The 20499-nt window shown below is 67.1% G+C and carries 17 protein-coding genes; 9 read left to right on the plus strand and 8 right to left on the minus strand.

Annotated features, from left to right (window positions below):
• The first annotated feature begins 80 nt into the window (after positions 1–80).
• Together VOI27_RS13030 and VOI27_RS13035 are read left to right on the plus strand one after the other, a co-directional pair.
• Positions 81–596: a TRAP transporter small permease subunit gene (locus VOI27_RS13030; protein ID WP_323765788.1), complete on the plus strand. Its 516-nt coding sequence runs from the start codon at positions 81–83 to the stop codon at positions 594–596.
• Positions 583–1890 carry a TRAP transporter large permease gene (locus VOI27_RS13035; protein ID WP_323765789.1) on the plus strand — a complete coding sequence of 436 codons (1308 nt, stop codon included), beginning with the start codon at positions 583–585 and terminating at the stop codon, positions 1888–1890. Before VOI27_RS13030 ends, VOI27_RS13035 begins: the two co-directional genes overlap by 14 nt.
• A gap of 62 nt (positions 1891–1952) precedes the next feature.
• Here VOI27_RS13035 and VOI27_RS13040 read toward each other — a convergent pair whose 3' ends face one another.
• The 3 genes from VOI27_RS13040 to VOI27_RS13050 form a co-directional block, all read right to left on the minus strand.
• Positions 1953–4373 (minus strand): glycoside hydrolase family 38 C-terminal domain-containing protein, encoded by a 2421-nt coding sequence (locus VOI27_RS13040; protein ID WP_323765790.1) that lies wholly within the window; start codon positions 4371–4373, stop codon positions 1953–1955.
• Between the two features lie 203 nt (positions 4374–4576).
• Positions 4577–5269: a GntR family transcriptional regulator gene (locus tag VOI27_RS13045; RefSeq protein ID WP_323765791.1), complete on the minus strand. Its 693-nt coding sequence runs from the start codon at positions 5267–5269 to the stop codon at positions 4577–4579.
• Positions 5270–5293: 24 nt separating this feature from the next.
• Positions 5294–6211 (minus strand): dihydrodipicolinate synthase family protein, encoded by a 918-nt coding sequence (locus VOI27_RS13050; protein WP_323765792.1) that lies wholly within the window; start codon positions 6209–6211, stop codon positions 5294–5296.
• Between the two features lie 175 nt (positions 6212–6386).
• Here VOI27_RS13050 and VOI27_RS13055 point away from each other — a divergent pair, with 175 nt between their 5' ends.
• From VOI27_RS13055 to VOI27_RS13065, 3 genes are read left to right on the plus strand one after another with little or no spacing between them, the layout of a single operon-like run.
• Positions 6387–7391 carry a sialic acid TRAP transporter substrate-binding protein SiaP gene (locus VOI27_RS13055; protein WP_323765793.1) on the plus strand — a complete coding sequence of 335 codons (1005 nt, stop codon included), beginning with the start codon at positions 6387–6389 and terminating at the stop codon, positions 7389–7391.
• 6 nt (positions 7392–7397) lie between these two features.
• Positions 7398–7901, plus strand: coding sequence for a TRAP transporter small permease (locus VOI27_RS13060; protein ID WP_323765794.1), 504 nt, complete (start codon positions 7398–7400; stop codon positions 7899–7901).
• Positions 7902–7917: 16 nt separating this feature from the next.
• Complete coding sequence (locus tag VOI27_RS13065) at positions 7918–9219, plus strand: TRAP transporter large permease (RefSeq protein ID WP_323765795.1); 1302 nt, start codon at positions 7918–7920, stop codon at positions 9217–9219.
• A gap of 149 nt (positions 9220–9368) precedes the next feature.
• On the opposite strand, the gene VOI27_RS13070 is transcribed toward VOI27_RS13065, so the two are convergent.
• Entirely contained in the window at positions 9369–10316 is a 948-nt protein-coding gene (locus VOI27_RS13070; protein WP_323765796.1) for an AraC family transcriptional regulator, read from the minus strand.
• Between the two features lie 147 nt (positions 10317–10463).
• On the opposite strand from VOI27_RS13070, the gene VOI27_RS13075 reads away from it, so the two are divergent.
• The 4 genes from VOI27_RS13075 to VOI27_RS13090 are packed head-to-tail and all read left to right on the plus strand — an operon-like array spanning position 10464 to position 15470.
• Positions 10464–11912, plus strand: a complete 1449-nt coding sequence (locus tag VOI27_RS13075; RefSeq protein WP_323765797.1) for an arabinose isomerase — start codon at positions 10464–10466, stop codon at positions 11910–11912.
• Positions 11913–11972: 60 nt separating this feature from the next.
• Positions 11973–12998 (plus strand): sugar ABC transporter substrate-binding protein, encoded by a 1026-nt coding sequence (locus tag VOI27_RS13080; RefSeq protein ID WP_323765798.1) that lies wholly within the window; start codon positions 11973–11975, stop codon positions 12996–12998.
• Positions 12992–14500: a sugar ABC transporter ATP-binding protein gene (locus VOI27_RS13085; protein ID WP_323765799.1), complete on the plus strand. Its 1509-nt coding sequence runs from the start codon at positions 12992–12994 to the stop codon at positions 14498–14500. The genes VOI27_RS13080 and VOI27_RS13085 overlap by 7 nt, the downstream gene beginning before the upstream one ends.
• Entirely contained in the window at positions 14493–15470 is a 978-nt protein-coding gene (locus VOI27_RS13090; protein ID WP_323765800.1) for an ABC transporter permease, read from the plus strand. The genes VOI27_RS13085 and VOI27_RS13090 overlap by 8 nt, the downstream gene beginning before the upstream one ends.
• 51 nt (positions 15471–15521) lie before the next feature.
• On the opposite strand, the gene VOI27_RS13095 is transcribed toward VOI27_RS13090, so the two are convergent.
• The 4 genes from VOI27_RS13095 to VOI27_RS13110 are packed head-to-tail and all read right to left on the minus strand — an operon-like array spanning position 15522 to position 20426.
• Complete coding sequence (locus VOI27_RS13095; RefSeq protein ID WP_323765801.1) at positions 15522–16163, minus strand: glutathione S-transferase family protein; 642 nt, start codon at positions 16161–16163, stop codon at positions 15522–15524.
• A gap of 23 nt (positions 16164–16186) precedes the next feature.
• Complete coding sequence (locus VOI27_RS13100; RefSeq protein WP_323765802.1) at positions 16187–18214, minus strand: tripartite tricarboxylate transporter permease; 2028 nt, start codon at positions 18212–18214, stop codon at positions 16187–16189.
• Positions 18215–18266: 52 nt separating this feature from the next.
• Positions 18267–19454 carry a M24 family metallopeptidase gene (locus VOI27_RS13105; RefSeq protein ID WP_323765803.1) on the minus strand — a complete coding sequence of 396 codons (1188 nt, stop codon included), beginning with the start codon at positions 19452–19454 and terminating at the stop codon, positions 18267–18269.
• Positions 19455–19475: 21 nt separating this feature from the next.
• Positions 19476–20426 carry a D-2-hydroxyacid dehydrogenase gene (locus VOI27_RS13110; RefSeq protein ID WP_323765804.1) on the minus strand — a complete coding sequence of 317 codons (951 nt, stop codon included), beginning with the start codon at positions 20424–20426 and terminating at the stop codon, positions 19476–19478.
• Positions 20427–20499 lie beyond the last annotated feature (73 nt).

A 20499-nucleotide genomic window follows, 5' to 3' on the forward strand; every position in this document is an offset into this window, starting at 1 on the left:
GCCGCCCGGCGGTGTCCGAAAGGACCCGCCGGGCGGCGACTGCCCTGCAAACCGCGAGAGACGCACGTGAAATGAAACGAATGCTGACACTCATCAACCAGGTGATGGCAAGCGTCGGAACCCTTCTGATCTTCTTGCAGATGCTGCTGATCTGTTCCGACATCGCGGCCCGGTTCCTGTTCGACCGGCCGATTTCCGGCGTTCTCGAGATCGTCGAGCTGACGATCGTGGCGATCGTCTTCCTGATGCTGCCCAACTCCATCGCCACCGGCGCTCTGGTCCGGTCTGACGCACTCTTCAGCGCGCTTCAGCGATCGCGGCCCGCGATCGCCCGGATGATGGATCTGTTCTTCAGCCTCATCGGCGTCCTGGTGCTGGCCGCCATCGCCTATGGCGTCTGGGGCAAGCTCACCCTCGCGATCCTGCGCGGACATTTCACCGGCAACCCCGGCATCTTCACCGCCCCGATCTGGCCCGCCTTGCTCTGCATCGTCATCGGCAGCGCCTGGGGCGCGGTGAATTTCGGCGACAAGGCCGTGACCCTGCTGTTCGGACAGCGCGGACCCAACACAGGAGACCCCAATGTCGGGCATTGAAATCGGAGCCGTCTCGCTCGTCGCGATGGTCGGCTTGATCTACCTTGGCATGCATGTTGCCATCGCGCTGTCTTCGGTGTCCTTCGTCGGCATCCTGCTGGTCAAGGGCAACGTCGATGTCGCCATCAGCCTGCTGACCCTGGCGGCCAAGGACACGGTGGCCAGCTATTCCTTCGGGGTGGTGCCGCTCTTCGTGCTGATGGGGATATTCGTCTCCGAGGCCAGGATCGGGCAGGACATCTTTCGCGTCGCCAATGCGGTGTTCCGCAATTTCAACGGCGGGCTGGGCATCGCCACCGTCGCGGCCAACACCATCTTCGCGGCGATCACCGGCATCTCCATCGCCTCGGCCGCGATCTTCACCCGGATCGCCGTGCCCGAGATGATCCGCTACGGCCACACGCCGAGGTTCTCGGTCGGGGTCGTTGCCGGCAGTTCGGTGCTCGGGATGCTGATCCCGCCCTCGGTCCTGCTGATCATCTATGCGCTGGTGGCCGAGGTCTCCGTCGCCGCGATGTTCGTGGCCGGCATCCTGCCCGGCCTGGTGCTCGCGGTGCTGTTTTGCGCGTTGATCCTCATTCTCGCGCGGTACTTTCCCGGATTTACCGGGCGGGCGACCGTGCAGGCCGAAAGTGAAGACCGGCTTGGAGTCCTCGCCGGCCTGCAGCTGATCTTCCCCGCCGCGCTGCTGATCTTCGTCGTGCTCGGCGGCATCTACGGCGGCGTGTTCACGCCCACCGAAGCCGGCGCCGCCGGGGCGTTCTTCGCGATGCTCATCGCGCTGGTGAAGGGCCGGATCTCGGCGCGGCGGTTCTGGCACATCCTGTTTGATTCAGGCCGCATCACCGCCTCGATCCTGTTCCTGATCATCGCCGCCAGCATGTACAGCCGGATGCTGGGCGTGTCCGGCATCCCCAGCCAGCTGTCACAGATGATCGGCGGGCTCGACGCGAGTTTCGCGCATATCCTGCTGATCTACGTGCTGCTGATGATCTTTCTCGGCACGATCCTCGACTCGACCTCGATCATCCTCGTGCTGGTGCCGCTGTTCCTGCCGATCTTCGCGGGTTTCGACGCCAACCTGATCTGGATCGGGATCATCACCGTGCTGGGCACCGAGATCGGGCTGCTGACGCCGCCGCTGGGCATCGCCTGTTTTGTCATCAAGGGCTCGCTCGACGACCCGTCGATCACCCTGCGCGACATCTTTCTCGGCGCCTTGCCCTTTGCCTTGGCGATGCTGGTCGCCCTGATGATCGTCATCGCGCTGCCGCAACTGACCCTGGTCTCGTAAAAGGGACCGGACAGGGCCCGCCGGCTGACCCCTCGGCCGCCGGGTCCTGTCCCAAGCCGCCCTCAGGACCCGCCCGGGTCCGACGAACGCGCCGTCCTGCGTTCCAGGCCGTCCAGATCGACGAGCCCCTCGGCGCCAAGCCCGAAGGACGCAAGCGCCCTCGGCCGCAGGGCCGCGTCCCGGCCGTCGATCCGGACGCGCGCACCCGCCCCGTCCAGATCACAGAGCCGCAACACCGGCATGTCACTGTCCTCGGCCATCTTGAGGGTCGAGACATGGGCGGCACCCGCCTCGACCTGCAGCCACTGGCCCCGCGGACCCGCCGTGCCGGACCGCGCCACATGCGGCGTCACCACCACCGGCTTGTTGAGCGTCTCGGCCATCTCCACCGCCGCCTTGCGGCTGATCTTCGGCGCGGCCCGCACCCAGACGGTAAAGGCCTGCTCGCCCTGGTCCATGTAGCGGTAGCGCGCGCCGGGCTCGACAGGGATCGGATCGTGGTGCGCAAAGACCGGCGAGCGGACGGCGGTAAGATAGACGGTCCCGTCCTTGCCGGCGAAGGAATACTTGGCATCGCTGGCCAGCGCGACCTCGCGGTGCGGGCCCGTGGCGCGAAGCCAGCGCAGCGCGGGAACCTCGCGGCCGTCCATCGGCCGGGCGGCCCAGCCTCCGGGCACCTCGCATTCCATCCCGGTCGCGCCCAGAGGATAGGCCAGTCGGAGCAAGGTCCGCCGTTCGCGCCAATCCAGCTGCACGCGCAGTTCCACCGGCAGGGTGCCATCCTCCGGCAGGATGATCCGCGTGGTCATGCGGGAGGCGCGCGCCCCGCAGGTCACCTCGACCACCGTGCGCACCGGGCCCTGCTCGATCAGGCTGATCTCCCGCAGCGCCATGGCCTCGCCCCCGAGACCGAAGGACTTGCCGCCGTGGCCCCAGGTGTCCGAGGAATCGTCGACCAGGATTGCCCTGTGGCCGGGGCCGGTCAGGATCTCGCCCCCCGAGCCGTCGCGCAGCGTGATGGCCCCGGTGTCGTCGATCTCCATCGCGTAGCCCGCGGTCCGGAAGCTGCGCTGCGTCACCGGCGCGCCGAACCCGACCGGTGGCGCGCCAAGGCCGGCCGCGTCCACCTTGAACCGCAGCATCCGCCAGCCATAGGCGGGCAGCTCCAGCGGAAAGACGATCCGTTGCAGCCCGGTGGTCTTGCCATGCGGGTCGGCATACTGGAACGGCACCGGGGCGCCGCCCTCGTCGACCACGATCCGCCGCGACACGATATCCTTGTCCACCCAGGGCTCGGCTTCCATCAGGCACCGCGCAGCCTGGCCGTTGGGGTTGACCAGCAGCATGGTGGCATCTTCGGGATGCGGCGAGGGCGCGATGGTGCGCGCGAGGTGGCGGATGGCGGCGTTCAGTTCCAGCTCGGCGCCGTGGACCACGCCGCCCAGTTCGCGTTCTGAATCGATGCAGGCGGATTCGAGGCTGGTGCCACCCAGGGTGTCGTGGAACTGGTTGAACAGCAGGATGCGCCAGAGCTGCTCGAACCGCGCGCGCGGATAAGGCACGCCGGTTTCCCGGCTGGCCAGAGTCGCCGCGGCCTCGGCCTGCTCGAGCAGGCTTTCGGCCTTGCGGTTCAGGGCCTTGAGCGCCGAGGCGGCGGCATAGCAGCCGACGGCGTGAAATTGCAGCTCCTCGGCGAAGACCGGCCAGTCACCCTCCCCCACCTCGTCGAAGAAGGTCTCGGGGTCGGAGAACTTCAGCCGCTCGCCGGCCGCGATGCGGCGTTCGATCTCGTCGATATTGGCCTTGGTCGGCGCGCCGCCGTGGTTGCCGACCCCGTAGAAACACATGAAGGGATGGCCGGCCGCCGCGATCTTCTCATAATGCAGGTCGGTCTTTTCCGGCAGGGGCATCTCGCGCTTGGAGGTGTTGTAGGCGCCCTGAATCCGGAAGGCCTCGACCTCAGAGCCATCCGGGGCGCGCCAGCGAAAGATCTCGCCCGGCAGGTCCAGCTCCGAGGCGTTGGGCCGCATGAAGGTGTAGCTGGTCGTCCCGGTGTGGCGCAGCAGCATGGGAAAGGTGCCGGGATGGCCGAAACTGTCGACATTGTAACCGGTCGGCACATCGATCCCGAATTTCTCGCGGAAGTAGCGCTTGCCATAGAGCGCCTGTCGGATGACGCTCTCGCCCGACGGAATGTTGCAGTCGGGCTGGATCCACCAGCCGTTGACCACCACCCAGCGGCGCTGCGCGATGTAGTCGGCTATGCGGGCAAAGAGCTCCGGATCCAGCGCCTCGATCCAGGCATAGATATGCGCCTCGCCCTTGGAAAAGACAAAGCCCTCGCCCTCCTCGAGCCGGTCGATGGCCGCCCAGCAGGTGCCGATCGCCTCGGCGCAGCCCTCCTGCCAGCGCCACAGCCAGACGGGATCGAGATGCGCATTGCCGATCATGTGCAGCATCGGGTGTTCGCCGGTTTCGGTCATGGTCTCGTCTCCAGGGGATCAATGGTGATTTCGGGCACGCGGGCCTCCGGCTCTAGTCGCCAGCCACGGTCAGAGGGCACGGCGTGCGCGTCCTGAACGGTCCGGGCCGGGGGCCCCAGCGCCACCGGGCAGGCACACTTCGGCGGGGTCGCGACCGTCCCGCCGGCGCGCGCAGGTCGATGGGCGCGCGGGCCGCCATGCGGTCAAAGCTCGATCGCCCGGTCGCGGGCGTTGCGCACATGGGTTTCGATCGCCGCGACGGCGGCGGCGGCATCGCGCGCCCTGAGCGCCTTGATCACCGCCAGATGGTCACCGAAGGCCGAGGGCAAGGTCCGCCGGGTCAGCCTGATCCGGTCGAGCTTGATCAGCCGGATGCGGATCGAGTTCACGTGATAGGCCTGAATGATGAGGTCATTGCCGGTGGCGGAAATCAGCAGGTCGTGAAAGGCGCTGTCGATGTCCTGGCACTGGTCGAAGAACTCCGGCGGCGGGTCGCCGCGCGCGGTCAGCTGGTCGAGCAGGCCGCGATGCTTCTGTTCTTCGGCCTGCAGAACCTCGTCGGGCATCTTGCGCAGGGCCGACAGCACTGCCTCGCGTTCCAGCGCGATCCGCATCTGAAAGGCGTCGCGGATCATCGGCAGGTCGATGCTGGTGATCTGGATGCCGCGCTTGGGCATGACGTGCAGCAGGCCTTCGGCCTCGAGCCGCGGCAGCAGTTCGCGCAGCGCCCCGATCGACATGTCGAGCAGCGTCACCAGCTCTTTCTGCGAGACCACCTGCCCGGGCCGCAGCCGGCCCTGCAGCAAGGCTTGCTGGAACCGGTCATAGGCGGCCTTCTTGAGCGGCGTATCGGACGGGTCGCCCCCGGCGCCGGTGCGGTCATGTGCTGCGGTCATCAGGGGTCTCCCGGTCGCTGTCGGTCAGGTGCTGTCACCCGGAATGTAGCCTGTTTCGGCAAAGGCGGCGAGAACCCGGGCCTCGGCCGCCTCCGGCAGCGCCGCCAGCGGCGGCACCGCGCGCGCCCACCCCGGGTGGCCGTAGTGCCGGGCCAGCATCGCCTTCAGGACCGGCAGCCCGCCATGGCCGTCCACCGTCTCGATCCGCCGCGCCGAGGCCGCGCGCAGCGCCTCGGTCCCGCCGGCCTCGGGCGCGGCCAGGATGCGCACCGCATCGGCGGCAAAGAGGTTGGGCATCCCGCCGATCATCCCGGCCCCGCCCTGCTGCCGCAGCGGGGGCATCACCCGGTCGTCGCCGGTAAAGACCGCGAGCTGCGGGAAGGTCTTGACCAAGGCCAGACCGCTCTGCAGGTCGCCGGTCGAATCCTTGACGCCGACGATCCGGTCGCCGAACCGCTCGATCAGCAGCGCGACCAGCTCGGGGGTATAGGCGATCCGCGAGAACCGCGGAATGTTGTAGAGCAGCAGATCGATCTCGGTCGATCCGGCGCGCGCCAGCAGCGCCTCGAAGAAGGCGACAACCCCCGCGTTGCCCACACCGTCATAATAGAACGGCGGCAGCACCAGCGCGGCGCGGCATCCCAGCCCTTCCGTCGCGGCCAGCATCTCGGCCGCCTCGGTCAGCACCGGTGTCATGATGGCGGGTATCTGGCGCCCGGCCGGCACGCCGGCCGCGACCAGCCCCGACAGTGCCTCGATCTTCTCGGCCGAGGCGAACGAGGCCCCCTCGCCGGTGGTCCCGAAGACCGAGACGAAGGCACAGCCCGCGTCCAGCACCCGCGCGCAATGCTGCGCCAGCCGCGCCACCTCGATGCGGTATCGGTCATCCACCGGCGTGGCCGCCGCGCAGACGATTCCGGTCAATTCGGCCCTGTCCGACATGATGGCCCTCCTTAAGCCGATAACTGATACAATCAGATGTACGATCAAGCGTCGCACCAGTGTTTACATCAGCCGGAGAATGATGCAAGGTCCGATTGTCAAAACCGGCTGGACGGCACAGGATCGTCGGGAGCGAAGACCGTTCCACAGTCGCCATCATGGAGGGAGGAGCCATATGACAACCCGAAAGATCACCCGTCTCGCAGCATCCGCGGTCTCGGCCATTGCACTCACCGCCGGGGCCGCGCTTGCGCAGGACCCGGTCGAGGTGAAGTTCACCACCGTGTCCGTGCCGACCGATTTGCACACCCAGGCCATGGGCGTCTTCAAGGACACGCTCGACGAGCTGGAGCCCGGAACCTTCGACATCCAGCTCTATGATTCCGGCTCGCTGTTCGGCCAGAACGGCGACCTCGACGCGCTGCAGCGCGGCAATGCCGAGATGGCCTATGTCTCGTTCCAGCTCATCGCCGACGCGATCCCGAAGTTCGGGCTTCTGACCGCGGGCTACCTGTTCCAGGACGCCGACCACTATCGCGCCTTCATGGAAAGCGACATCGGCGCCGAGTTCAAGGAAACCGTCCGCAGCGAGATGGGGATCGAGATCCTCTCGGTCTGCTACCTGGGCACCCGGCAGCTCAACCTGCGCAACGCGATGGATGTCCAGACCCCGGAGGATCTGGCGGGTCTCAAGCTGCGCATGCCCGGCTCTGACGCCTGGCTGTTCCTGGGCGAGGCGCTTGGCGCGAACCCGACGCCCCTGCCCTTCTCCGAGGTTTACCTCGGCCTGCAGACCGGCACGGTCGACGCCCAGGACAACCCCCTTCCCACGGTCGAGGCCGCCAAGTTCTATGAGGTGACCGAGCAGATCACCCTGACCAGCCATCTGGTCGACGGCCTGCCGATCGCGGTCAACACCCAGACCTGGGAGCAACTGGACGAAACCCAGCAGGGTCACATGGTCGAAGCAGCCCAGGCCGCCTGCGATTGGAACAACGAACGGCGATACGCCGAGGAAGACCGGCTCGTCGCCTTCTTCGAAGAGCAGGGCCTGCAGGTCACGACCCCGGATGTCGACGCGTTCCGCAACCATGTGCAGGAGGTCTACATGACCTCTGACCGCGCCGCCGACTGGCCCGAGGGCTGGGTCGAGAAGATCAACGCGCTGGCCGGAAACTAGGCCCGCATGGCGGTCAAGGCACGCTCTCGGGGCGCCGCGATCCTGCCCTGGCTGAAACGGGGCGCCGACACTGTCGGCGTCCTGCTTTTCCTGGCGGCCTTCTGCGGCTTCATCATCCAGGTGTTCTGGCGCTACGTGCTGAACGATCCGCTGGCCTGGACCGAAGAGTTCGTCATGATCTGCTTCATCTGGACGGTGTTCTGGGCCGCGGCCTTCATGGTCCCGGTGCGCGAGCATGTCTCCTTCGACGTGGTCTATGACGTGGTCTCACCGCGCACCCGCCGCGGCTTTTGCCTGGTGACCCTGGCGGCCATCGTCATCGCCTTCACCTGGCTTGTGCCCTACACCTGGGACTATCTCGAGTTTCTGACCCGCAAGAAATCTCCTGTCCTGCGCATCAGGATGCATTGGATCTACGGCTGCTACATCCTTTTCGTCTCGGCCTTCGCAGTCCAGTCCGCCTGGCGCTTTGCCGAGCTTCTCCGCCCCGACTGGCGCGACCAGATCTAGAATTTGACAGGACCCGATGCTGACCACACTCGCGCTTCCGCTGATGATCGTCATCCTGATCGTCACGACGGTCCTCGGAATGCCGCTGGGCATCTCGATGATCGTGTCGTCGATCTTCTACCTCATCATGAGCGGCCGCGACGTGGGCCTGGCCGCCGAGATGGTCCTCAACGGGGTCTTCGGCAACTTCGTCGCCCTGGCGGTGCCGCTGTTCATCTTTGCCGCGAACGTGATGAATGCCTCCAGGATCTCGGACCGGCTGTTGCAGTTTGCCCTCGCCATGGTCGGCCGGCTGCCCGGCGGGCTGGCGCAGGTGAACATCTTCACCAGCCTGCTCTTTTCCGGCATGAGCGGCAGCGCGGTGTCCGACGTGGCCGGCGTCGGCAAGATTCTGACCAACATGATGATCGAGGGCAACCGCTACCCGCGCGGCTTTGCCGGCGCAGTCACCGCCACCTCCTCTGTGGTCGGGCCGATCTTTCCGCCGTCGATCCCGATGGTGTTCTACGCCCTGATCTCCTCGACCTCGGTGGGGGCGCTGTTTCTGGGCGGCGTGGTGCCGGCGCTGATGGTGGTGGTCACGCTCGGCGTCGTGGTGGCGATCGCCGCCAAGCTGCGCGGCTTCCCGGTCGAGGCGGCGGTTCCGCTCAGGGCGATCCCGATGATCATCCTGCGCGCGCTGCCACCGCTGATGATGCCGGTCATCCTGCTGGGCGGGATCTACAGCGGCGCCTTCACCCCGACCGAGGCCGCCGCGGTATCGGCCTTCTATGCCCTGCTGCTCGCGGTGCTGGCCTACCGCTCGCTGAGCCTGCGTGAATTCATCGAAGTCGTCACCTCGACCGTGCGGTCCACGGCGGTGGTGACCATCGTCCTCTGCGGCGCCTTCATCTTCAACTACGTGGTGACCGTCGAACGCATCCCCCAAGCGGTGTTCATGTTCTTCGACCAGTTCGAGCTGAACGTCATCATGTTCTTCCTGATGATCAACATCCTCTACCTGGTGCTTGGCTGCTTTCTCGACGTCTCGACGATCATGCTGGTGATCACGCCGCTGTTCATCCCGACCGCGGCGGCCCTGGGCATCGACCTGCACCATTTCGGCATCGTCATCGTGTTCAACATGATGATCGGCCTGATCACCCCGCCCTACGGGATCCTTCTGTTCATCATCAAGGCGTTGAACGGCATCCCGCTGGGCGAGATGATCCGCGAGATCTGGCTGTTCATCGGCGTGCTGATCTCGCTGCTGCTGGTCATCACCTTCGTTCCCGCGCTCAGCCTCTGGCTGCCGACCTACGCCGGCCTGCTGAACTGACGACATGCGCCCCGGACCTGACGGCAGCCGTCGGCCCGCGGCACGACCCGCCGCTGCCCTGACGCTCAGCGCGCCGGGCGCAGGGCATCTCGTGCGGGCGGTAGACGACATGCGTCAGTTCACCAGCACGTCGATCCGGCCGCCCGCCGTCACAGCTTGCCCGTGCCCTTCACATGCCGCGTCTGCAGCCAGCTCGGCCCGTTGCGCTTGCGCCAGTTGGCCGGGGCCAGCCCGGTGGCTTTGCGGAACTGGGACGAGAAATGATAGGGCGAGTTGTAGCCGAGCAGCCCGGCGATCTCCTTGACCGACTTGTTCGACGAGCGCAGCAGCTCGCAGGCGCGGCGGATGCGCACCTCGTCCTGATAGGCCTTGAGCGACAGGCCGGTCTGGGCGCGAAACACCCGGCGCAGGGTGGAATAGCTCACCCCCAACTCATCGGCGACGGTGCTCAGCGCATTGGGCCGGTCCGAGGTCTCCATCAGGAGGCGGCGGGTCTGCTCGACCAGACGCGACCGGCCCCGCTCGGCGGTCTGACGCGACTGGCAGAACTCGGCCAGCATCTGCAGGCCCAGGGTCGAGATCGCCGGCTGCTGGCCCAGCGCATCACTGACGGCGCGCTGGTGGATCTCGTCGAAGATCGCGGCGATCCGCGCCCCGCCATGCCAGAGCGGTTTCGACAGCGGAAACAGCCCGCGCGCCATCACCGCGTCAAAGGCCGCGCCGGTGCATTCGATCCAATGCTCGGTCCAGCCGGTCTGGCGGTCGGGCGAGAACCTATGCCAGACCCCGGGATAAAGCAGCATCACGTCCCCCGGCCCCACCTTCTGCGCCGCCGCGCCCTCCGGCCCGGTCTCGATCTGGCCGCAGCCCTCGCTGATCAGGATGAACTGATAGGCTTGGATCGTCCGCCCCTTCTCCCAGACGAAATGATGGTCGTCCGGGTGGCGCGCCGGGGGATAGACGCTCTCGGGTCCGATCCGTGTATGGCCGGTCGACAGGGCGGTGCAGCCCCAGCTCTGACACAGCTGGTTCTCTGGCAGATAGACAAAGTAATTGTCTCCGGCTTGAACCTCCGCCTGCGGACTCCCGGTGATCATTATTTGTATCCTAAAGATCAAATTTCGAAAACCTTACTGCACCGCAGCGAGAAAAACGAGTGTTAACCTAAAGCAAGAAATCAATCTTTGAATGGTGGCCCGGGGCCACCGGCACGACCCGCCCCCGGCGGGACATTGGGAGGACACATGGCATTTGATGCAGGCACTATCGCGGCGCGGCCGTTTCGCGTCGGGTTGTTCGGGATCGGGCTGGCGGCCTACTGGCCGCAGTTCGACGGCCTCAAGGACAAGCTGACCGGCTATCTCGGCACGGTCGAGGGCAAGCTGGCGCGGCCCGGCGTCGAGGTGGTCAACCTCGGCCTCGTCGACAGTGTCGAGGCCGGCGTCGCCGCGGGCCATGACCTGCGCGAGGCCGATGTCGACATCGTCTTTCTGCATGTCACCACCTACGCGCTGTCCTCGACCGTTCTGCCGGCGGTGCGCCGGGCGCGGGTGCCGGTGGTGATCCTCAACCTGCAGCCGGTGGCGGCGATGGACTATGCCGCCTTCAACGCGCTCAACGACCGCACCCGGATGACCGGCGACTGGCTGGCCAATTGCGGCGCCTGCCCGGTGCCCGAGATCGCCAATGTCTTTGCCCGCGCCGGCATCGAGGTACATCAGGTCACCGGCGTGCTCGACGGCGACCCGGTGGTCGACGGCGCGATCGAAAGCTGGATCGAGGCCGGCCGGGTGGCGCATGTGCTCGAGCACAGCCGCGTCGGCGTGATGGGCCACTACTACAACGGCATGCTCGACATCCAGTCCGACCTGACGCTGCAATCGGCGGCCTTCGGCACGATCTTCGAACATGTCGAGATGGACGAGCTTGCCGCAATCCGCGCCGCCCTGTCCGAAGACGAAATCGCCGCCGCCCGCAGCCGCATTCTGGCCGAGTTCGACATCCAGGAGGGCTGCGACCCGGCCGAGATCGACCGCGCCGCCCGCACCGCCGCCGCGCTGTTCAAGCTGGTCGAGACCCGCGGCCTCGGGGCAATGGCCTATTTCTTCCACTCGGTGCCCGGTCATGCGCATGAGGACATCATCGCCTCGGTCATCCTCGGCTGCTCGATGCTGACCGGCGCGGGCGTACCGGTGGCGGGCGAATACGAGATCAAGAACGCCATGGCGATGAAGATCATGGATGCCTTCGGCGCCGGCGGCTCCTTTACCGAATATTACGCGATGGACTACACCGACGACGTGGTGCTGATGGGCCATGACGGGCCGGGCCACGTGGCGATTGCTGAAGGGCGCACCAAGGTGCGGCCGCTCGAGGTCTATCACGGCAAGGTCGGCCGTGGCCTCTCGGTCGAGATGTCGGTGAAACAGGGACCGGTCACCCTGCTGTCGGTGATCGAACGCGCCGGCAAGGTCAGCCTGCTGGTGGCCGAGGGCGAATGCACCGCCGGACCGATCCTCGAGATCGGCAATACCAACAGCCGCTACCGCTTTCCGATCGGCGCCCGCGCCTTTACCGAGAGCTGGAATGCCGCCGGCCCGGCGCATCACTGCGCCGTGGGCATCGGCCATGTGGCGGAAAAGATAGAGAAACTCGCCAAACTTCTGAAGCTGGAGGTGACGCGGGTCTGCTGACCCGCCTCAGCCGGGAACACCCGGGCCCACGAACAACACGACAACAGGGAGGAGACCCATATGTCTGATTTCACCACGGCACAGCGCTGTCTGCGTGCCGCCACCGCCATCGCCGCCATCACCCTCGCCGGGATCGCCCCGGCGCAAGAGGCCCCGACCCCGCCAGAGGCAGTGGCGGACTTCGCGCCGATCACCCCCGGCATCGGCGAGGGGCTGACCATCGGCTTTACCCAGCTGGGCCTCGGCGTGCCCTTCACCGAGGCGCTGCAGAGCGGTCTGGAAGAAGCCGCCGCGGTGGCCGGCGTCGAGCTGATCACCTGCGATTCCAAGTTCAACGCCGCCGAGGCGCTCAATTGCGCCCGGCAGTTCCGCACCCGCGACGTCGACGGTCTGGTGACCTTTCAGGCCGATGCCGCCGCCGCCGCCAATATCTGTGCCGAAGGTCCGCAGGTGCCGGTGATCGCCATCGATATCGAGCAGCAGCCCTGCCAGACCGCCTTTGTCGGCGCCGCCAATGCCTATGCCGGACAGATCGTCGGCCACGAGCTCGGCCGCTATTTCAAGGAAAACTTCGACTGCGAACATGACGCCTGGGTCTCGCTCGAGAGCCTTGCCGTGGGCGTGGTCAACGACATGCGGATGGACGGCATGCGCCAGGGCTTCGAGGCGGTCTGCGGCCCGGTCAACAACGAGCGCGTGATCGACAGCGGCGCCGGCGGCCAAGCCGACGTGGCGCAACGCCAGATGACCGACACGCTGACCGCCCTGCCCGGCGCCGAACGGGTGATCGTGGTCGGCATCAACGAGGATGTGGTCACCGGCGCGCTGGCCGCCGCCCGCAGCCAGGCCCGCACCGACAACCTCTTCCTCGGGGTGCAGAACTTCGATCCCGGCAACTGCCAGATCTGGACCGCGCCGGGCTTTGTCGCCGCCGCCGCCTATTTCCCCGAGGACTACGCGCTTCTGATCCTGCCCAACCTGATCGCCTCGATCAAGGGCGAGGAGATCGCGCCGCAGATCCTCGTGCCGCATGAGGTCATCACCCCCGGGAACATGCAGGACTTCTACCCGGAGGCATCGTGCTGAGCAAAGCGCCCTTCCTGTCGGTTCGGGGCATCCGGAAATCCTTCGGCCCGGTCAAGGTCCTCCACGGTGTGGACCTTGATCTCCCCGCCGGCTCGGTCACCGCCCTGCTGGGCGAGAACGGCGCCGGCAAATCGACCTTCGTGCGGATCCTCGCGGGCGACCACCAGCCCGACGCGGGCCAGATAGAGGTCGCCGGGGTCGAGACCCCGCTGCGCTCGGTGGGACAGGCCCGGGACAGCGGCATCCGCCTGATCGCCCAGGAAATCGCCGATGCGCCGACGCTCAGCGTGGCCGAGAACATCGCCCTCGGCGCCCTGCCCCACCGCTGGGGCTTCGTCTCGCAGCGGCGGCTGCGCCGGGCGGCCCAAGAGGCGCTCGATGCGCTCGGCGCGCGCATTCCGCTCGACGTCAGGGTCTCGACCCTGCGGCTGGGCGAGCGGCAGATCATCGAGATCGCGCGGGCCACCATCGGCAGCTCGCGCTGCGTGATCTTCGACGAACCGACGGCGGCGCTCTCCGACGTGGAAACCCGGCGGCTGTTCGAGCTGATCGCCCACATGAAGGCGCAGGGCATCGCCATCCTCTACATCACCCACCGGCTCGACGAGGTGTTCGAGATCGCCGATCAGGTCTGCGTGCTGCGCGACGGGCGGATCTCGCTCAACGCCGGCGTCGGCGAGGTCGACCAGCAGCAGGTGGTCACCGCCATGGTCGGCCGCGAACTGGCCCCCGCCGGCAGCGCCTATCGCCATGACCCGGACGGCAGTGCCGCGCCGCTGATCTCGGTCAGCGGGCTGAGCGGTGCAGGCTTCGAGGCGGTCGATCTCGATGTCGCCCCGGGCGAGATCGTCGGGCTTTATGGCAAGATCGGCTCGGGCGTGCCCGAATTCGCCGCCACGCTGTTCGGCGCCGAGCGTCCGAGCGCCGGCACCATCCGGCTCGAGGGCGAGGAGGTGCGCTTTTCCCATCCCGCCGAGGCGATTGCCCGCGGCATCGGCTTCCTGCCGCCGGAACGGAAAACCGAAGGATTGCTCGCCTCCCGCTCGACCGCCGAGAATCTGGCCGCGCCGAGCTGGTCGCAGCTGGCGCGCCGCGGCGTCATCGGCCGGCCGGCCGAGACCCGGGCCTTTCGCAACTGGCATGGCGCGCTCAAGGTCCGCTCGCGCGCCGACGGGGCCGAGCCGATCACCGCGCTTTCGGGCGGCAACCAGCAGAAGGTCATGCTGGGCCGCTGGCTCGAGAATGGCTCGCGGCTGCTGTTGCTGGTCGAACCCACCCGCGGCGTCGACGTCGGCGCGCGCGAAGAGATCTACGCGATCCTCAGGGACCTCGCCCGCCAGGGCCACGGCATCCTGATCGCCTCGTCCGATTACGAGGACATCAGCCAGGCGGCGACCCGCGCGGTCGTGATGGTCCGCGGGCGCATCATGGCACATCTGCCGCAACACGACATCACGGTGGCCAACCTCACGCGGGTGGCCGGAGGAGGAACCCATGTCTGACCAAACCAAGGCGGCCGCAGGGCTCGCCGTCCCGCGCGAGAAACGCAGCATCTCGCTGCCGGAAAGCACCGCGCTGATCCTGTTTCTGCTGCTCGAGGTGGGGTTCTTCACCCTGCAGTCGCCCTACTTCCTGACCTGGGCCAACTGGGTCAACATCTTCACCGCCATGTCGATCACCGGCATCCTCGCCGCCGGCGGCACCATCCTGCTGATCGGCGGCCAGTTCGACCTCTCGGTGGGCAGTGGCATGGCCTTCGTGGCGCTGATCTTTGCCCTCGCGGCGCAGTCGCTGGGCATCCCGCTGGCGCTTGTCATCGCGCTGGCCACCGGCATCGGCATCGGAATGCTCAACGGCTTTCTTGTCACCGTGGTGGGCGTCAACGCCCTGATCACCACGCTCGGCACACTGGCGATCTTTCGCGGGCTGGTGCTGTCGATCGGCGGCGCCTCGAGCGTGCGGGTCACCGAGTTCGACTGGGCGATCATGCGGCCGGTGTTCGATATCCCGCTGGCGACGCTGCTCTTTGTGGTGGTTGCGGTCGCGGTGGGCCTCCTGCTGGCGCGCACCGTCTTTGGCCGCACCATCTATGCCATCGGCGCCAATGACACCGCCGCGCGGCTGGTCGGCATCCGCACCAAGCGCACGCTTTTCGTGGGCTTCATGATTTCGGGGCTCTGCATGGCGCTGACCGGTCTGGTCTCGGCCTCGCAGCTGGGCTCGACCTCGGGCACCACCGGTGTCGGGCTCGAACTGGCCGTGGTCACCGCGATCATCCTCGGCGGCACCAGCCTCAAGGGTGGCGTGGGCTCGATGTTCGGCACGGTGCTCGGGCTGCTGATCGTCGGCGTGCTCAACAACGGCATGACGCTGATGAACGTGAACTCGACCTGGCAACAGGTCGCCGCCGGCACGCTGCTGATCCTTGCCGTCTCCTTCGACCAGGTCCGGCAGCGGTTCATCCGCGCCTGAAACAGGCGGTCCGCCGCGCGGGCCGCCCCCCTTTGAACAGGCAGCGCCAGCTCAGGTGCGACGGCTCCGCTCGGTACATTCGCGTTCGAACCCAAGCACCGCCCGTGCGCTCGCCCGAGACCCCACGGCCTCGAAATGGCGCCGGCACGACGGCAAGGCCGACAGGTCCACCCCAAGCTGCCCCGCCCGGCGACAGCACCAGAAGAAATAGGCATCGGGCGCTGTGAACCGGTCGAAGAACCAGGTCGTGCCGGCCAAAAGGTCCTCGGCAATCCGGAACCGCGCGGCAAGCTGCTGGGTGGCGATCTCTGTGACCTGACCGGGGGTGCACCCCGCGCCGCAATACTTGGCCGGCTGGTTGATCCGGCTGAGGTGGGGATGAAACCCCGAGGCGAACCACGACAGCAGCGACAGCGCCTGGCAGTCGCCCCAGGTCTCGCCGGGCAAGAGCCGCGCCTCGGGAAAGCTGCGTGCGATCCAGGTCTGGATTGCCAGGTTCTCCGACAGTGGCACGCCGTCCACCAGCAGCAGCGGCACCTTGTGCTTGGGGTTGAGGCTCAGATAGGCCGGCGCCGATTGCTCGCCCGCCCGCAGGTTGAGCACATGCACCTCGAAGCTGGCGCCAGCTTCCTCGAGCAGCAGGAACGGCACCAGCGAACAGGCGACAGGCGCGTAGAAAAGGTCAAGTTTCATGGCAGTCTCGCTCTGGCCAAGGGCTATACGATGTCGGTCGGAAACCAGCTCCGCAGGCCCGGAAACAGATCGCCGATCAGGGCATTGGGCCAGGGCAGATGCACCAGCAGATGAAACAGGACGTAGGAGGCGAGAAGCACCACGACAGTGACCAGCACGGCACGCCCCCAGCTTTGCCTGCCCTCGACGATCAGCAGGTACAGCATCAGCACACCGAGCGACGGCAGAACCCCTGCGACATGGATCAGGCCGGCATAGACGATGCAGCTGGCGAAGAAACGCAGGCCGCGTCCGCGCGCCTCGGGCTGGCGCGGGTCGGCCTCGGCCTCCGGCGCAGCGCCGGCGGGGGCGGCGGGCCGCACTGCCAGCATCTGGACAACCACGCCGCTGCTGATCAGCAGCCCCAGCGCGGCAAAGACGATGGGCATCAGCCGCGCCTTGAACGGCCAGCCCGCCTGGGTGGCCAGCGCATAGAGGAAGAGGCCAACGAAGCCGAGCGCCAGCGCCAGGTCCGGCGCCGACACCTGGCGCAACGACAACCGCAGGGGAGAGCGTGTCGTCTGCGAGGTGCCGGCGGGCCCGCCCTGCCATATCCGGAGCAATACGGGAAGGACCACTCCGGCGAGTGTGGCGAGCAGGATCAGGGCGACCAGCGGACGCAGGACAAAGGCGCCGCCGGCCAGCGAATAGGAGATCACAAGGTAGCGTTCGATCAGGCTGCCAAGCACGAAGCCCAGCACCACCGCCGGCCGTGACCAGCCGAGCAGCTTGAAGCACATGCCGAGCAGGCCGAAGCCGATCACCGCATAGATGTCATGCACCGAAGCGCCGGTCTGGAACGCCCCCAGCAGGGTCATTGCCAGCACGCCAGGCACCAGGATGCCCACCGGCACCAGCGCCAGCCGCGCCAGCTGATTGGCAAAGAGAAAGCAGATGCCGGCGCCGACGACATTGGCCAGCGCGATGCTCCAGACCATGGCGTAGGTCAGGTCCAGCTTGTCGGTCAGCATCGCCTGTCCGGGCACGATGCCGTGGATCTGGAAGGCCCCCAGCAGGATGGCCATCGAGGCGGTGCCGGGGATGCCGAAGGCGATGGTCGGGATCAGCGAGCCGCCTTCCTTGGCGTTGTTCGAGCTTTCCGAGGCAATCACGCCGCGCACGTCGCCCTTGCCGAAGGTCTGGTCGGCGCCCTTGACCGTCTTGGCCGCCAGACCATAGGCGATCCAGTCGATTATCGACGCCCCGAGCCCGGGGATCGCGCCAAGCGCCGCGCCCAGAAACGAGCTTCTGAACACCAGCCCGGGATTGGCCAGCGTGTCCTTGATGCCCTGCCATTGCCCGGTCATCGCGGTGGGCCGCGGGCCTTGCGAGATCGAGCCGCCGCGCATCATCAGCCCGGCCAGTTCCGGCAACGCGAACATGCCAAGCGCCAGCGGCACCAGCGGAATGCCATCGAACAGGTAGAAGGTGCCGAAGGTCCAGCGCGGCGTGGCGGTATTGGGATCGTCGCCAACCGTGGCCAGCAGCAGCCCGAGACAGGCCGCCGCCAGCCCCTTCATCCGGTTCGCGCCGCTCAGCATCGCCACCAGAGAGATGCCGAACAGGCACAGCGCAAAGAGCTCTGGCGGCCCGATCAGCAGCACCAGCGGCCGCAGGATCGGAATGCTCACCAGCAGGATCAGCGCCCCCAGCAGCCCGCCGATCAGCGAGGCCGAGAAGGCGGCGCCAAAGGCCCGGCCGGCCTCGCCCTTCTGCGCCATCGGATAGCCGTCGAGCACCGTCGCGGCCGAACCCACGGTGCCCGGCACGCCGAACAGCACCGCCGGGATGGTGTCACCGGTCGCCACAACCGCCGACAGCGCCAGCAGCATGGCCAGCGCGGCATAGGGGTCGAGACTGTAGGTGAAGGGCAGCAGGATCGACAAGCCCACCAGCCCGCCGAGCCCGGGGATGATGCCCACCGCCAGTCCGATGATCACGCCGATGGTGAGAAAGCCGAAGCGTGCCGGATCGAGCACGATGCCGATTGCGTCGAAGGCGGCGTTTTCCATGAAGGCGGTCCTTGGGGTCGTTGATCACAGACGCGGCGGCGGCGCGGTGCCGTTAAAGCTCGAACACCTTCTTTTCGGTGTGATGCAGGCAGTCCGACACGCCGTCCTCCTCGATCATGTAATTGTCGCAGACCCAGGCATAGGTGGTCTCGGTCTGGAACGTCGGATGGACCACGATATTCATGTCGCGGGCAACAGGCATCGGATCGTCATCGCGCAGCGACGGCCGCTCGACAAGGTCATAGCCCTGGCCATGGGCATAGAGCCTGCGTTCCTCGGGCCGGCCGCGCGATCGCATGTAGGCATTGTGGTGGTGCCAGATCGCGGCCGGATCGGCCCCGGGCCTGAGCAGTTTCAGGGTCTCTGCCTGGGCGTCATGGGCGATCTCGAAGTCCTCGAGCATCGCCTCGCTGGCCTTGCCCAGCACGATGGTGCGGCCGATCTCGGTATAAAAGCCGCCGGCGCCATTGGTCTCGATCAGGATGGTGAACTGGTCGCCCTCTTGCAGCTGGCGGTTCTGGAAGTGCCGCAACCCCTTGGTCGCGGGGGTGCCGACCGGCGCCGAACCGGTGAGCACGAAGCCCTGAGAGCTGCCCCTGAGCTGGGTCTGGTAATAGGCGTCGGCGGCGACCTCGAACTCGCGCATGCCGGGCTGGATGACCGAGACCACATGAGCAAAGACCTCGTCCTGCATCCGGGCGGTGGCGCGGATCAGCCCGATCTCTTCCGCGCTCTTGACCGCCTTGATCGGATCGAGCTGCGGCGAGAAATCGCTGAACGCCACCCCCTCGAGCTGCTCGGTCAGGTGCTGGCCAAAGCTGAAGCGGATCGCCCCCATGCCCAGCCAGCCGATGCGGCGTGCGCCGAGCCGGCGCAGCTCGGCCACCGCCAGCCTGGCCTCGGCGGTGTTGGTGGTGCATTCGGCGGTGGTCAGCGGCGTGGTCAGCACCTGCGACACGCCGCGCCACGGCCAGTCGCCATCGCCGCGATCCGTCAGCACACCGCCGCGCGGCCCGGCGCGAACGATGATCATCTCGCTGTCGCGGGGAAAGATCACCGTCAGCGGAACCCCCTGACGGGCCGGCAGATCGGTGAACCACTTGACGTAGCCACCGACGAATTCGTTGCTGTTTTGCATGACGAGCACGTCGATCTCGGCCGCCTCCATCGCCGCGCGGGTCAGCGACCAGCGGCGCTGCAATTCCGCATCCGAAATGCGCGAGACGAGTTTTTCGGTCATACTGGGCATATCAGGGTCCACTCACATCTGCGCCGGATCGATGCGGTTGATCATCCGGTCTGTCTCTCCCGCGAGGTAGCGGGCCATGTTGGTCTTTACGATCGGGTAGATCTGCTCGGGGTATTCCTCGATCATGCCGGCGATATGCGGGGTCAGGGTCACATTCGGCATCGCCCACAGCGGGTTGTCCGGCGGCAGCGGTTCGCGGCTTGCCACATCGAGCGCGGCCCCGGCCAGCGCCCCCGCCTGCAGCGCGGCGATCAGGTCGGGCTCGACCACAAGGCTGCCGCGGCCGACGTTGATCAGATAGGCCTCGCGCGGCATCGTGGCAAAGACGCCGGCATCCAGCCGGCCGATATTGCCGGGCGTGGCGGGCGCCGAGGCCACGAGGAAATCGGTCGCCGCGACCGCCTCTTCCAGCGCCACTGGGGCGAACCAGCGGTCGATGAAAGGGTGGTCTCTCGGGGTGCGGGACACCGCGTTGACGGTCATGCCGAACGCCGCGGCAAGCCGGGCAATCTCGAGACCGATCGCCCCCATGCCCCAAACCGTCACGGTCCGGCCCTGAAGCTTGCGGCCCGGGCGCCGGTGCCAGTCGCGCCGGTCCTGCTGGCGGATCAGGCCGGGGAAATCGCGCAGCAGCGAGATCATGAAGAGCATCGTCAGCTCGCCGATCTGCGGCCCGTGGATGCCGCGCATGTTGGTCAGATGCGGCAGCCCGGCTAGGCTCGGCAGGCTCAGGAACTTGTCAACGCCGGCGCTGAAGGCCTGCACCCATTCGAGATCGCCGGCATGGCGGAACAGGTCGTCATCCGCATGCATCGCCAGCAGCATCGCCACCTCGCAGCCGGCGGCGGCCTCGGCCCCCGCGGCGGCATCACCGGCGGTCAGGACCTCGAGGCCGGGGAAATCGCGGCGCAGGTTGCCGGCGATGAGATCGGCAAAATCGGGATCGACGATCAGAACCTTCATCCTAACCTCACAAGCTGTTTGACTGGGGGGGGCGCGGTCCGGATCGGCGGGCCTCGCCGATCCGGTGCCGATG

The sequence above is a fragment of the Marinovum sp. genome (assembly GCF_034669705.1).
GTDB lineage: Bacteria > Pseudomonadota > Alphaproteobacteria > Rhodobacterales > Rhodobacteraceae > Marinovum.

Excerpts from the sequence above, each read along its gene's own strand:
- VOI27_RS13030 (WP_323765788.1), top strand. The coding sequence starts at position 81 with ATGCTGACACTCATCAACCAGGTGATGGCAAGCGTCGGAACCCTTCTG.
- VOI27_RS13080 (WP_323765798.1), top strand. The coding sequence starts at position 11,973 with ATGTCTGATTTCACCACGGCACAGCGCTGTCTGCGTGCCGCCACCGCC.
- VOI27_RS13090 (WP_323765800.1), top strand. The coding sequence starts at position 14,493 with ATGTCTGACCAAACCAAGGCGGCCGCAGGGCTCGCCGTCCCGCGCGAG.
- VOI27_RS13105 (WP_323765803.1), bottom strand. The coding sequence starts at position 19,454 with ATGACCGAAAAACTCGTCTCGCGCATTTCGGATGCGGAATTGCAGCGC.
- VOI27_RS13065 (WP_323765795.1), top strand. The coding sequence starts at position 7,918 with ATGCTGACCACACTCGCGCTTCCGCTGATGATCGTCATCCTGATCGTC.
- VOI27_RS13070 (WP_323765796.1), bottom strand. The coding sequence starts at position 10,316 with ATGATCACCGGGAGTCCGCAGGCGGAGGTTCAAGCCGGAGACAATTAC.
- VOI27_RS13035 (WP_323765789.1), top strand. The coding sequence starts at position 583 with ATGTCGGGCATTGAAATCGGAGCCGTCTCGCTCGTCGCGATGGTCGGC.
- VOI27_RS13095 (WP_323765801.1), bottom strand. The coding sequence starts at position 16,163 with ATGAAACTTGACCTTTTCTACGCGCCTGTCGCCTGTTCGCTGGTGCCG.
- VOI27_RS13110 (WP_323765804.1), bottom strand. The coding sequence starts at position 20,426 with ATGAAGGTTCTGATCGTCGATCCCGATTTTGCCGATCTCATCGCCGGC.
- VOI27_RS13100 (WP_323765802.1), bottom strand. The coding sequence starts at position 18,214 with ATGGAAAACGCCGCCTTCGACGCAATCGGCATCGTGCTCGATCCGGCA.
- VOI27_RS13060 (WP_323765794.1), top strand. The coding sequence starts at position 7,398 with ATGGCGGTCAAGGCACGCTCTCGGGGCGCCGCGATCCTGCCCTGGCTG.
- VOI27_RS13040 (WP_323765790.1), bottom strand. The coding sequence starts at position 4,373 with ATGACCGAAACCGGCGAACACCCGATGCTGCACATGATCGGCAATGCG.
- VOI27_RS13045 (WP_323765791.1), bottom strand. The coding sequence starts at position 5,269 with ATGACCGCAGCACATGACCGCACCGGCGCCGGGGGCGACCCGTCCGAT.
- VOI27_RS13055 (WP_323765793.1), top strand. The coding sequence starts at position 6,387 with ATGACAACCCGAAAGATCACCCGTCTCGCAGCATCCGCGGTCTCGGCC.
- VOI27_RS13050 (WP_323765792.1), bottom strand. The coding sequence starts at position 6,211 with ATGTCGGACAGGGCCGAATTGACCGGAATCGTCTGCGCGGCGGCCACG.
- VOI27_RS13075 (WP_323765797.1), top strand. The coding sequence starts at position 10,464 with ATGGCATTTGATGCAGGCACTATCGCGGCGCGGCCGTTTCGCGTCGGG.